The sequence below is a fragment of the Sulfitobacter sp. IGS-18 genome (genome assembly GCF_059628195.1).
This window is the reverse complement of the sequence record NZ_CM184556.1, coordinates 2,718,057-2,731,195: the sequence shown is the minus strand read 5'-3', so window position 1 is coordinate 2,731,195 and position 13,139 is coordinate 2,718,057. Positions and strand designations below refer to the sequence as shown.

11 protein-coding genes are annotated in these 13,139 nt (G+C 62.8%); 2 read left to right on the top strand and 9 right to left on the bottom strand.

Features of this window, described 5'->3' with window-relative positions:
• Positions 1-148: 148 nt before the first annotated feature.
• Both betA and ACWNZ3_RS13145 read left to right on the top strand, forming a co-directional pair.
• On the top strand, positions 149-1,807 hold the full coding sequence (betA, locus tag ACWNZ3_RS13150; protein WP_496900219.1) for a choline dehydrogenase: 1,659 nt from the start codon (positions 149-151) through the stop codon (positions 1,805-1,807).
• Positions 1,808-1,894: 87 nt separating this feature from the next.
• Positions 1,895-2,521: a thermonuclease family protein gene (locus ACWNZ3_RS13145; protein ID WP_496900218.1), complete on the top strand. Its 627-nt coding sequence runs from the start codon at positions 1,895-1,897 to the stop codon at positions 2,519-2,521.
• Here the strand turns inward: ACWNZ3_RS13145 and ACWNZ3_RS13140 are convergent, their stop codons facing one another.
• The 9 genes from ACWNZ3_RS13140 to ACWNZ3_RS13100 form a co-directional block, all read right to left on the bottom strand.
• Positions 2,522-3,922: a helix-turn-helix domain-containing protein gene (locus tag ACWNZ3_RS13140; protein WP_496900217.1), complete on the bottom strand. Its 1,401-nt coding sequence runs from the start codon at positions 3,920-3,922 to the stop codon at positions 2,522-2,524.
• A gap of 98 nt (positions 3,923-4,020) precedes the next feature.
• Positions 4,021-4,314 (bottom strand): putative quinol monooxygenase, encoded by a 294-nt coding sequence (locus ACWNZ3_RS13135; protein ID WP_496900216.1) that lies wholly within the window; start codon positions 4,312-4,314, stop codon positions 4,021-4,023.
• On the bottom strand, positions 4,311-5,930 hold the full coding sequence (locus ACWNZ3_RS13130; protein ID WP_496900215.1) for a GMC family oxidoreductase: 1,620 nt from the start codon (positions 5,928-5,930) through the stop codon (positions 4,311-4,313). Before ACWNZ3_RS13130 ends, ACWNZ3_RS13135 begins: the two co-directional genes overlap by 4 nt.
• Before the next feature lie 116 nt (positions 5,931-6,046).
• Positions 6,047-7,564: an FGGY-family carbohydrate kinase gene (locus ACWNZ3_RS13125; RefSeq protein ID WP_496900214.1), complete on the bottom strand. Its 1,518-nt coding sequence runs from the start codon at positions 7,562-7,564 to the stop codon at positions 6,047-6,049.
• Positions 7,557-8,399, bottom strand: a complete 843-nt coding sequence (locus ACWNZ3_RS13120; RefSeq protein WP_269364747.1) for a class I fructose-bisphosphate aldolase — start codon at positions 8,397-8,399, stop codon at positions 7,557-7,559. Before ACWNZ3_RS13120 ends, ACWNZ3_RS13125 begins: the two co-directional genes overlap by 8 nt.
• Positions 8,399-10,111: a glycerol-3-phosphate dehydrogenase/oxidase gene (locus ACWNZ3_RS13115; RefSeq protein ID WP_496900213.1), complete on the bottom strand. Its 1,713-nt coding sequence runs from the start codon at positions 10,109-10,111 to the stop codon at positions 8,399-8,401. The genes ACWNZ3_RS13120 and ACWNZ3_RS13115 overlap by 1 nt, the downstream gene beginning before the upstream one ends.
• Before the next feature lie 62 nt (positions 10,112-10,173).
• Positions 10,174-11,169: an aldo/keto reductase gene (locus ACWNZ3_RS13110; RefSeq protein ID WP_496900212.1), complete on the bottom strand. Its 996-nt coding sequence runs from the start codon at positions 11,167-11,169 to the stop codon at positions 10,174-10,176.
• Positions 11,159-12,139 carry a sugar-binding transcriptional regulator gene (locus ACWNZ3_RS13105; RefSeq protein ID WP_269364753.1) on the bottom strand — a complete coding sequence of 327 codons (981 nt, stop codon included), beginning with the start codon at positions 12,137-12,139 and terminating at the stop codon, positions 11,159-11,161. Before ACWNZ3_RS13105 ends, ACWNZ3_RS13110 begins: the two co-directional genes overlap by 11 nt.
• 3 nt (positions 12,140-12,142) lie before the next feature.
• The gene (locus ACWNZ3_RS13100) at positions 12,143-13,132 is read right to left on the bottom strand and encodes an ABC transporter permease (protein ID WP_496900211.1); all 990 of its coding nucleotides are present in this window, start codon (positions 13,130-13,132) and stop codon (positions 12,143-12,145) included.
• Positions 13,133-13,139 lie beyond the last annotated feature (7 nt).

Sequence of the window (13,139 nt, the reverse complement as noted above, 5' to 3'; positions counted from 1 at the left end):
TGAGAGGTGCTTGAGGGATCAATCTGATCCTCAAGTCACCTGCACAATTTTGACGATGCGATTCCCCGCAGCGTCAAGGACAAGCCGGGCAAGCCCGGTCGCGTGCCGCGATCCTTGACCCTGCGCGGAATCACGAAAGGTGGGACAAATGCGGGCTGAATTTGTGATTGTGGGGGCCGGGTCGGCGGGATGCGCGATGGCCTATCGCCTGGCGGAGGCCGGGCGCAAGGTGATCGTGATCGAACATGGCGGTTCGGACGCGGGGCCGTTCATCCAGATGCCTGCGGCGCTGAGCTATCCGATGAACATGAAGACCTATGACTGGGGCTATACCTCCGAGCCGGAGCCGCATCTGGGCGGACGGCGGCTGGCCTGCCCGCGGGGCAAGGTGATCGGCGGGTCGTCGTCGATCAACGGCATGGTCTATGTGCGCGGGCATGCGATGGATTTCGACCATTGGGAAGAGGCAGGTGCGCGCGGCTGGTCCTATGCGGATGTGCTGCCCTACTACAAGCGCATGGAAAGCTGGCATGACAATGGTCATGGCGGCGACCCCGCCTGGCGCGGCACCGACGGGCCGCTGCATGTCAGCCGCGGCCCGCGCAAGAACCCGCTGTTCGAAGCCTTTGTGCGGGCGGGCGAGCAGGCCGGTTACGAGGTGACCGACGATTACAACGGGGAAAAGCAGGAAGGCTTTGGCCCGATGGAACAGACCGTCTGGGGCGGGCGGCGCTGGTCGGCGGCGAATGCCTATCTGCGGCCCGCGCAGAAGACCGGGAATGTGCAGCTGATCCGTGCCCTGGCGCAGCGCGTGGTGATCGAGGACGGGCGCGCCACGGGGGTCGAGGTTGTGCGCCGGGGCCGGGTGGAGGTGATCGGGGCCGAACGCGAGGTGGTGCTGGCCGCTTCCTCGCTGAATTCGCCCAAGCTGTTGATGCTGTCGGGGATCGGTCCTGCCGCGCATCTGGCCGGGCATGGGATCGCGGTGGTCGCCGACCGCCCCGGCGTGGGGCAGAACCTGCAGGATCACCTGGAGCTTTACATCCAGATGGCGTCGAGCCAGCCGATCACCTTGTACAAGCACTGGAATCTGGTTTCCAAGGGGCTGATCGGGGCGCAGTGGCTGTTTACCAAGACCGGCATGGGCGCGTCGAACCAGTTTGAAAGCGCGGCTTTTGTGCGGTCCCGCGCAGGTGTGCCCTATCCGGACATCCAGTATCATTTCCTGCCCATTGCGGTGCGCTATGACGGTCAGGCGGCGGCGGAAGGGCATGGTTTTCAGGCCCATACCGGCCCGATGCGGTCGAAATCGCGCGGCTCGGTCAGCCTGCGGTCGGCCGATCCGGCGGCTGATCCGGTGATCCGCTTCAACTACATGTCCCATCCCGAGGACTGGGAGGATTTCCGGACCTGCATCCGGCTTACGCGGGAAATATTTGCGCAGGAGGCCTTCAGGCCTTACGTCAAGCACGAGATCCAGCCCGGCGCTGCGCTGCAATCGGATGCGGAACTGGACGGGTTCATCCGCGACCATGCGGAGAGCGCCTACCACCCCTGCGGCACCTGCCGGATGGGAAGCGCCGATGATCCGCTGGCTGTGGTGGACCCGGAAGCCCGGGTGATCGGGGTGGAGGGGCTGCGCGTGGCGGACAGTTCGGTGTTTCCGCGGATCACCAATGGCAATCTCAACGGGCCGTCGATCATGGTGGGGGAAAAGGTCTCTGATCTGTTGCTGGGCCGGGAGCCGCTGGCGCGGGCGAATGATGTGCCTTGGATCCATCCGGACTGGCAAACTGCGCAGCGTTAATCATTCTTAACAACAGCCGTTGCCGGGGCGGGGAAATCCTGCCACGTTAACCAGATGTTAAGACTTTGTTCATGGTTTGTGCTGGCGATGGGCCTGGCGACAGCTGTGCTGGCGGCAGAGGTCAGCGGAACACTGCGCGTCATTGATGGCGATACGGTTGATGTGGGGGGCACGCGCATCCGGATCTTCGGCATTGATGCGCCGGAGCGTGATCAACCCTGCACCACATTGTCGGGCCAGAACTGGGGCTGCGGCGATTGGGTCACGCAGCAGGTGCGCGACCTTTTCGAGGGCCAGGCGGCGCGCTGCACGCCGCTGGACCGGGACCGCTATGGCCGCATCGTGGCGCGCTGTTTCGTGGCAGGTGAGGATATGGGAAAAACCCTGGTCAGCGTCGGGTTGGCCTATGCCTATCGCAGATATTCATACGATTACGATCTGGACGAGAAGGCGGCCTTTGTCGCGGAGCGGGGGATTCACGGCTTTGCCCTGGATTCGCCCGCGCGCTACCGGCTGACCCGGATCAGGGGGCGGGTGGCCAGCGATCCGGACTGCCGCATCAAGGGCAACATCAATGCGGCGGGCGACAGGATCTATCATATGCCGGGGCAGGCATTCTACGACCGAACCGGGATCAGGCCGGAGCAGGGCGAGCGCTGGTTCTGTTCCGAAGCGCAGGCGCGCGCCTCGGGCTGGCGGCCCGCGCGGCGCTGATCATTCGATCCGGTAGGGCAGCAGGTCGCGCCGGTCAGGGTCCACCACCAGATGCCGTTCCAGCGGGGGCACGGCGCGCTGGTGGCAATTCTTGCGCTCGCAGATGCGGCAGGAAATGCCGATCGGCTCAAAGGCGGAATGCCGGGTGACATCCAGCCCGTCGGCATAAACCAGTGCATCCGCATGGCGCACCTCGCACCCCAGCGCGATGGCATAGCGCCGCACCGGCGCGCCAAAGCGGCCCGCCGGTTTCGAGATGTCCCGCGCAAGGGAGATATAGCGCACGCCATCGGGGGTCTCGGCCAGTTGCCGCAGGAAGCGGCCCGGGGTTTCAAAGGCGCGATGCACATTCCACAGCGGGCAGGCCCCGCCGAACCGCGCAAATTGCAACCGCGTGGCGGAGTGGCGTTTGGTGATCGTGCCGGCCTGATCGACACGGACAAAGAAAAAGGGAATGCCCTTGGCGCCCGGCCGCTGCAGCGTGGACAGCCGGTGGGCGACCTGTTCGATGGAGGCCCCGAAATGGCTGGCCAGGACTTCCAGATCGTGACGGCATTCCTGCGCCTTGGTCAGAAAGGCGTTGTAGGGCATCAGCACCGCACCGGCAAAATAATTGGCCAGCCCGATCTTGGCGATGTCTCGGGCGGCGCCGGGCTGGAACCGGGCGAGATCAAGGGTGGCTTCCAGCAGCTTGTTCTGACGGGTCAGGGCGACCTGCAGCAGCAGTTGAAAGGTCTGGGTTTCGGGCGCACTGCGGTCAGACAGGGTCAGCACCCGTTCCGCCGGGTCAAAGTGGCGCAGCGCGTCGGTGTCGGCAAAGATGACGCTGACGCCTGCGTTGGACAGGGCAGAGACCGCTGCGACGCGGGTGTTGCGCGGCCCGCCGGGCTGCGATGCGAAATGTTCGGCGGCACGGTCCACCGCGTCGATGTAATTGTCGCAGTAGTGAAAGAAATCGCGCACTTCCTCCCAGGGCGAGGGGGCGGCGCGGGCGTCTTCGCGGCCCAGTGCCTCGTCGAGCGAGGCGAGCCTTTCATGGGCCTGACGGTAATGCTGGTGCAGTTCCAGAAAGGCGCGCGCCAGGGCCGGGGCGTTCGAGGCGGTCAGCCGAAGGTCGGCCACCGGTGGCGTGTTGCCGCCAAAGACAGGATCGCTCAGCGCCTCGCGCATGTCGGTGACCAGCCGCTCGCCATCGCCAGCGCTGAGTTCGGTCACATCCAGCCCGAATTCCGCCGCCAAAGCCAGGACAACCGTCGTGCTCAGCGGGCGGTTGTTGTTTTCCATCTGGTTGAGATAGGGCAGCGAAATGCCCAGCCGCGCGGAAAAATCCTTTTGCGTCAGGCCCATCTTGGTGCGCAGCTCGCGCAGCTTGGCCCCGGCATAGAGTTTCTTGACTGCCATCATCCGCCCTTTGCAAATTTGCAATTCTGTCCAGGGTAGCTTTGCAAACTTAATTTCGCAAGAACGGTAGTTGAGCGTCATCGCACCCCAAGGGGGTCTCAGAGGCGCTGAGCCTGAGGGAACTTATCAACTTCGACCTCGGCGCAGCTGCTGATCGCAGATTTGAACAGCGCCACATGCGGCGTCTGCCCATGGGCCTTCAGATCGGCCGCGGACCGCCAGATTTCATGGATCAGAATATCCTGCCCCGAGGCGGCGGACAGGTAGACTTCGTACCGGTCGCACCCTGTTTCGCGGCGGCTCTCTTCGGCCAGCTTTTCGACCGCGGCAAGGACGTGGTCGAACTGACCGTGTCGCGGCAGGATACGGGCAATGACGACAATCGCGGTCATCGCCTGGCCTCCATTTGTATCATGTCGGCGGCTTTCTCCGCGATCATGACGACCGGTGATGCGGTGTTGCCCGAGGTGATTTTCGGCATGATCGACGCATCCACCACACGCAGCCCGCTCAGGCCACGAACCTTCAGCTCGCAATCCACGACAGCCCTGTCATCTGATCCCATCTTACAGGTGCCGACGGGGTGGAAGATGGTGGTCGCAATATCGCCCGCGCCCTTGATCAGATCGTCGTCGGACCGGACGCCGGGGCCGGGCAGGATCTCCATGGGGTGAAAGGGGGCCAATGCCTTGGCGCTCATCAGCTGGCGCACCTGTTTCACGGATTTTACCGCGATCTGCCGGTCCTTCTCGGCGGACAGATAGTTGAGCCGGATGTCCGGCTGCACGCCCGCGCCGCCGGCCGTGACATGACAGGAGCCCGTGCTTTCCGGGCGCAGGTTGCACACCGATACGGTGATGGCCGGAAACGGATGCAGCGGGTCACCCAGCCTGTCGGTGGACAGGGGCTGGACATGATATTCCAGGTCCGGGGTTTCGAGCGACGGGTCCGATTTGGTGAACATGCCGAACTGGCTGGGCGCCATCGACATCGGGCCGGACCGAAGTGCGGCATATTGCGCCGCCATCCTGATCTTGCCAAACACATTGTTTGCCATCGTGTTGAGGGTACTGGCATTCTCGACGCCAAAGACTGTCCGGATCTGAAGGTGGTCCTGCAGGTTTTCACCCACCCCCTTGCTTTCATGCCGCACCTCGATGCCGAGGTCCGCCAGCAGCGCGCCGCGCCCGATCCCCGACAATTCAAGGATCTTCGGCGAATTGATGGCGCCCGCGGTCAACAGGACTTCGGCCCTGGCATTTGCCTCGAAAACCGCGCCCTTGTGGCGGAACCGCACGCCGGCAACCTGTTTTCCGTCCAGGATCAGCCGTTCGGTTTCTGCCTGCGTCAACACCCGCAGATTGGGGCGTTTCATCGCCGGGCGCAGAAAACCGCGCGCGGTGTTCCAGCGCCGCCCGTTTTTCTGGTTCACCTCGAAGAAACCGCTGCCCTCGTTGTTGCCGTCGTTGAAATCATCGCGGGGCATGATCCCGAATTCCTGCGCGCCGGTCTGCACGGCCTTCAGGATGTCCCATTTCAGCCGCTGGCGTGAGACCTTCCATTCGCCGCCCGCGCCATGCAGGGCTGTCTTGCCGCCATGATGGTCCTCGGATTTCAGGAAATAAGGCAGGACATCGTCCCAGCCCCAGCCGGTATTGCCCAACTGCCGCCAGTGATCATAATCGGCCGCCTGGCCCCGCATGTAGATCATGCCGTTGATCGAGGTGCAGCCGCCCAGGACCTTGCCGCGCGGATAGACCAGCGCGCGACCGTTCAGGCCCGGTTCGGGGGCTGTCTTCATCATCCAGTCGGTGCGCGGGTTGCCGATGCAATAGAGGTATCCAACCGGTATCTGCACCCAATGATACCGGTCCGATCCCCCCGCTTCCAGCAAGAGCACCCTTACCTTCGGGTTCGCGCTCAGGCGGTTGGCCAGCACACAACCCGCCGTGCCTGCACCGACAATGATATAGTCATAGTCACCATCGAGGGTTTCGGATTTGCGCATGGGGGTGGACCTTTCCTGTCTGAGTTCGGTTCCTGGCGTGTTGATCGTTCAGCCCGTCGCAATGTCAGGCGGGTGCCCGGGGCATTCGCGTCGAAAAACCGCCGGTTGCTGTCAGCTTATACTTGAGGTTTGCCAAATGGCACGCTCTCCCAGAAGCCGCGCATCGCGTCGATCAAAGACAGGTAGCGCGCATATCTCTGGCCGTAGTGATCATGCATATCCGCATCCGGCTCAAAGGTGGTCCGGGCGCGTACCATGCGGGCCAGACCCTCTTCGTAGGAATCTACTTCGCCCAGGGCGAGGGCCGCCCCGATCGCCGCTCCCAGCGCGCCGGTCTCCTGGGTTTCCGCCACCGTGATCGGCACGCCCAGGCAGTCGGCGAACATCTGCGGCCAATGCGGGCTGCGCGACCCGCCGCCGGAGAGGACGGCACTGTCGAAGGAGACCCCGGCCATCTTCAACACCGATATGTGTCGGCGATGTTCGAACATGATCCCCTCGAACAGGGCGCGCAACATGTGCCCCTCGCCATGCCACCCGGCCAGCCCGTAGAACCCGGCGCGGCAGGTGGCGCCCTGCGCGGAACCATAAAGAAACGGGTGGAAAAACGGGTCATCGGCGCGGGGCTGCACCTGGCTTATCCGGTCATTGCAAAAGCCGAACGGATCGTCGTGGTGTTTGCCGCGCTCGACGAATTCGCGCACGTACCATTCCAGGTTGGCCGCCGAGGTGGCACTGGATTCGATATTGGCAAAGCGCCCCTTGCCAAAGCCCGAGACCATGAAGACCTTCGGGTCCTTGACCGGTGTGTCAGAGAAAACCTGGTTGATGCCCCATGTTCCGGCGATGATCGAGGCTTGCCCGGCGCCCACAACACCCGATCCCATGGCGCTGGAGATCACGTCGAAATAGCCCCCGATGACCGGGGTGCCGGGCGCAAGCCCGGTGGCCGCGGCGGCCTCGGGGGTGATGTGCCCCGCGATCTCCGCCGGGTCGATCAACCGGGGCAGTTTCGCGCGGGCATCTGCCAGTCCGTAAAGCTGCAACAGCCTGTCATCATAGGTGCACCCCGGCATGGCGGTCAGGCCGCATCCGGACATGTCCGACACCTCGCTGACCCGCTCACCTGTCAGTTTGTAGGTGATGAAATCCTTGCACAGAAGCACCGTATCGCATGCATCGTAAAGCGCCGGGCGGTGGCGTTTGATCCAGGCCAGCAGGGTGGGGGTCTGTGACGGCCATGGCTTTTGCAGGCAAATCGCGTGCAGCGCATCGCCGTTTTCTGCATCCAGTTCGGCGGCCAGCCCGGCGGCGCGCGTATCCAGCGACTGGATGCCGACAAGCGGCGCACCCGCGCGGTCAAGCATGTAAAGCCCGTTGCCATGCCCGGCACAGCCGACGGCCAGCACCTGGCGCGCATCGACACCTGCCTTTTGCAGGCAGCCTGCAATCGCCTGCCGCGCGTTTGCCCAAAGCTCGGTCAGGTCTCGTTCGACATGCCCCGGTTCCGGGGTTGCGGATCTGCCATCCAATGCACAGCGCGCCACCTGCCGCCCGTCAAGGTCGAACAACACGGCCTTGATCACCGTATTGCCCGCATCCAGACCCAGAAGATATCTTTCGGTATCAGCCACGGTTGTAGATATCCCAAGCTTCTTCGCCGCCGGCCTTGTTGTGGATCATCGCCATCAGCGCCGACACCACGGCTTTTGGATTGTCATGCTGATAGATGTTGCGCCCATAGACCATGCCCTGCGCGCCCTGCGCCATCAAGGCGGCTGATTTTGTCAGGACGGTCTTGAGGTCTTCCTTGCCACCGCCACGCACCAGCACGGGGACGCGCGCCGCTTCGATCACCCGATGGAAATCCTGCGGGTTGGCGGTCGGGTCCGCCTTGATGATATCGGCCCCCATTTCCGAGGCCAGCCGCACCAGCGTCACGATCTTTTCCGCATCGCCGTCGACCTGATAGCCACCGCGCAGATCGTTGGGCAGCATCACCAGCGGTTCGATCATCAGGGGCATGCCGTAGCGCTGGCAGGCATCGCGCACCCGGGCGATATTGGCGACGCATTGGCGGAAGAGTTCCGGCTCGTCCGGCAACATGAACAGGTTCACGACAACCGCCGCTGCATCCATTTCCAGCGCGCCGAGGATCGGCTCATCGGCATTTTGCAGGATCGACCACATCACGCGGTGGCGCTGATCGTTATAGGGGTTTCCCATGTCGATCCGCATCACCAGCGCCGGCTTGTCCTTTTCGGGGCGCGACTGCAGCAGGTCGGCCTGACCATAGGCGCATTGGATCGCATCGGGCCGCGCCGCGATCAGCGTGTTCATCACGCTTGCCATATCTTCCAGACCATCGAGGAAGCTCGGCTCGTTACACACACCGTGATCGACGGCGACATCCAGACATCCCCCATTGGTAAACATCCGGTTCATTCGGGCTTTGGTGCTTATGCGCATTACATTCTCCTGCTTTCATTTCTTGCAACCAACGTGGCGCTGGTCACGCCGTGATAGCTGTCCAGCTCGGCGATCAGCGCGTCGCTTTGCCGATTTATTTCACGCTCCGGCAGCACCCGCTCGCGCCCGAAAAGCGCGGCAAGCGCTGCAATGATCTCCATCGAAACCTGCCCGGTGATGGCCAGTGCCGTCCGCCGCAGCACGATGTCTGACAGGGTTTCGACAAATTCGTTGCGGCAGATCCAGAGGATCTCTGCCGTGCCATAGGTGCATCCGGCGACAAGCGGCCTGTCCTGCTCTGCCTGGCAGAACCCGGCCAGTTCTGCGGCCCGGGTCCCGTAGCGGTCGATCAATTGTTCGGCCCGGTTTGGGGGCAGGGCATATTGCGCCTGCAACTGCCTGCACAGATCGGAGGGATCATCCGGGAACTGCCTGCCGCCGCCGATGGCCATGTCACGCGTGGAGACGCGCCTGTTGCGGACAAGAGACGACAGGACGGCATCGGCGGTCTGCTCGGCGAAAGCCCGGAAGGTTGTCCACTTGCCGCCCACCATGCAGAATTGCGGCACCGCCCCGGGCAGCCGCCGGATGTCATGCCCGCGCGAAATCCGTCCGGTGAAATCCTGATCGCTGTGGGGCAGGGGACGAATGCCGCTGTAGCTGAACACCACCTCATCCGCCGATATCGCCACCTTCGGAAACACCAGCCGCAGCGCACCGAGGATATAGTCGCGTTCATCATCTTCGCAGCGCACGCGCCGGGCTTTCTCCACCCGGATGTCCGTCGATCCGGCCAGAACCTTGCCCTGATAGGGGAACACGATGCAGACACGGCCATCGGTGTTTTCGAAATAGGCCATGTGGCCGTTCAGGGCGTCGTAAAGTCTGGCATTGTCGATGATCAGATGAGAACCCTTGGTGCCTGATACCAGGCGTTCGGTCTTGCCCTGCACAAGTGCGGCGATGGTGTCATCCAGCCAGGCACCGGTGGCATTGACCACCACTTTGGGCGAAATCTCGAAGGTTGCGCCGCTCAGGCTGTCGCGCAGGCGAAAGATATTCCCGTTCAGTTCGATCTCGGCATAATTCAGGGCAACCGAAGCGGGGGCGGCCTCTGCGACGTCGCGCAACAACTCGACGCAAAGACGTTCGGGATGGCTGATCCAGGCATCGTAATAGACGGCGGAGCGTCGCGATTTATCCGTCAGCGCAGGCCACAACCGCCGTGTCTGCGCGCCGGAATGGAACCTGTGTTTCGGCAGCACCCGCCGTTTGCGCGTGACCCAGTCATAAAGCGCCAGACCCAGTTTGATCGGCACCGCCCCGCGCGCCGCCGGTTTTCCGCCACGGCCCAGGAACTGGGCGGCCGCGTTCAACGTCCCCGAAAACCACGAGGCGATGGGAATGACCGTGGGCAGGGGGCGCACCATATGCGGCGCGTTGCGCAGCAGGGCATCGCGCTCAAAAAGCGACTCCCGCACAAGGTCGAATTCGCCGTTCTCCAGATACCTCAGGCCGCCGTGGATCATCCGGGACGGTGCCGCGCTGCAGCCAGAGCAAAAATCGTTCCGTTCGATCAGCAGAACCCGCAGCCCCTGCAAGGACAGATCCCGGTAGACGCCAATCCCGTTCACACCGCCGCCGACGACAACCGCGTCAAAGGCCGCTTTGCGCGTCAGCTGTGCCAGGTTTTGCTTCCGTTGCTCGGACATTATTTCTCCGTTCGCCGAAATCGACGTTCCTGCGGTGCAGTGGTTCTGGTTTGAAGGCCGGCCTATGCGTCCAGACCGCTCAGGTGGGTTTTTGCGTTTCGATCAATCAGGGATACCTCCTCTGCCGAGAGCCGAATGCGACCGGCTTTGGCATTCTCTGACGCCTGTTGCGCATCACGCGCGCCGCACAGCGAAAAGGTGATCCCGGGTTGTTGCAGGGTCCAGGCGATCACGATCTGCGCCGGTGTCGCCCCATGCGCCGCACCGATAGGCCTGATGGTTTCCATCAAGGCGGCGACCTTCTTGCGGTTGGCCATGGAAAAGCGGGGGTTGTCCTTGCGCTGGTCATCGCCGGAGAAAACCCGCTCCGGCGTCATTTTTCCCGAAAGCAGCCCAAGCGCCAGCGAGGAATAGCTGAGCGCCGCCACGCCAGCCTTCTGGCAAACAGGCAAGAGGGGGTTTTCGATGTCGCGCCTGACCATCGAATATTCCTCCTGGATCGCATCCAGCTGACCTGCGGCGATATAGGCCTCGACATCCGCGACCGAGGTATTGCTGGCCCCGATCGAGCGGATCTTGCCCTGGGTCTTGAGCGCCTCCAGCGCCTCCATCGTCTCTTCGATGGGGGTGGTCGGATCCTGCCAATGGGTGATGTAGTGATCAATGCAATCCACCTGCAGGCGTTTCAGGCTTTGCTCGACCTCGTAGATAATCGCGTCTTTGCCAAGGTAGCGGTGAACCGGTTTCCCCTCGTAATCGAAGAAATGGTTGCCCTGCTGACTGTGCCAGACAAGGCCGCATTTGGTGGCCAGCACCACCTTGTCCCGGCGGCCTTTCAGCGCCTTGCCGACAATCTCTTCGGCCACGCCCTGCCCATAGGCCGGGGCGGTGTCGATCAGCGAAATGCCTGCGTCGATTGAGGCGTGAATTGCCGCGATGGAGCGGTCAACGTCGGTGCCGCCCCACATCCAGCCGCCAATCGCCCAGGTCCCCAGTCCAACGGCGGATGCCGAAATTCCGGAGGCTCCTATCTCCCGCGTTAGCATCTCATGCGACATTCTGTTTCCCTTCAAGTTCCTTCAGGACCGATCCGGCGGTTTCTTCGTCAAGGATCAGTGAGTTCAAAAAATTGCCGTTCAGCGCGGCTGTGATCGGCTGGGCCTTTTCATGGCCGGAGGCCACCCCGATGACGCGGGCGCATTTGGGCAGTTCCCTGGGTGCAAGTGCGACGAGACGCGAGTTCAGCGCATAGTTCGACACCGCCCCGTCGCTGTGGATGAGATGGGCCAGAAACTCGCCCACGACCCCCATGCCGACCAGCATCTTGCGGTCCGCATCCGGCACCGGGTGGAGGTCGTAATAGCTTGACCCTTCCGCCTGGATCGAGCCCACGCCGACAAGCGCCACATTGGCCCGGCGGGCGAGGTCAAAGACCTCGCGGATCGACGCGACCTCCATCAGCATGTCCCGCTGTTCCCGGCTTTCGGCGAACAGCGGCGCATGCAACAGCATCGTCTTGCCGCCCAGACGTTCGGCCATGCGTGTCGCGAGATGGTTCACATCGGTGTAATACTTGCCCTGCACGCCGCCCGTCAGCGGCACCACGGTGACATCGACCCGGTGATCGGGGGCGAGGTTTTCGACAACCGCGCTGACCGCCTTGCCGCCGGTAATTGCGATGACATCGCCGTCGCGCAGCGTTTCGAGCACCTGGCTGGCGGCGGCGCGGCCAACCTGCTGCAACGTGGCCTTCGGGCTGCCCTGCACGAAGGGGGCGACCATGGCGTCATCCAGGCTGGTGGCATCGGTCAGCGCGCGTTCGATATCCATGAGCGCCTGAAACGGGCTTTCGATGTCGATCTTGACCATCCCCATCTGGCGGCCCTGGGTGATCAGCCGGTTCACCTTGGAGGTGGACAGGTTGAGCGCCGCCGCGATCTCGGCCTGTTTCTGCCCTTCGAGGAAATGCAGGGTCAGGACCGTGTGAATCTGTCGCACATGTTCAAAGTCATTTGATTTGTCCGTCATGACCTACCTCCGGCGCTTGTTGAGATAATGGTCAATCGTCACCGCGCTGAGCAGGATCGAGCCGCGGATGATGTCCTGCCAGTAGACCGACACATCGAGCAGGGCCAGGGAACTGGACACCAGCGACAAGAGGATAACCCCCAGAATGGCCCCCAGGATCGACCCCGAGCCGCCGTTCAGGCTGGCCCCGCCGATCACCGCCGCGGCGATGACCGTCAGTTCAAGGCCGATCCCGAAGGTGGGTTGCGCCGACCCGAACCGCGCCATGTAGATGATCCCGGCAACCCCGCAGAGGGTCGAACACAGGGTTGTCGTCAGAAAGATGACCTTCTTGGTGCGGATGCCGGAATAGGCTGCCGCCTTTTCGTTGCTGCCGGTATAAAAGACCTTCCTGAACATCGTCGTGCGCCGCAGCAGGAAATCGAAGGCGATCACAAACACCAGGAAGATGATGATCACGATGGGGATCGGGCCGATGGAACCCTGACCGATGAACTTGAACTCCGGTGGCAGGGTGAACAGCCCGATGGGACGCCCGCCGGTGAACAGCAGGCAGGCCCCGCGTGCAATCACCATGACCGCAAGTGACACGATGAAATGATGCAGCCCGACCTTGGTGACGAAAAAGCCCTGAAAGGCACCGATCCCGGCACAGAGGGCGATGGCGATCCCCGAGGCGAGCCAGGGGTTGACGCCGTTCAGGAACAACCACCCCGCGATCACCATGGCAAAGGCGGTCACGGAGCCGACCGACAGGTCGATACCGCCGGAGATCAGCAGAATGGTCATGCCGATGACCAGAATGCCATCAACCGCAAAGGCCATCGACATGGCCCGCATATTGGCCCAGCTCAAAAAGTAGGGCGATGCAAATGACATGACGACAAAAAGGCCAAGGATGATCACGATCAACCCGGTCTCGCGCATCTTCAACAGTTTGCGCCAGACCGGCACCCCCTGCGGATTGTTCATATTCGGTTCAGCCAAGGTCACGGCACTT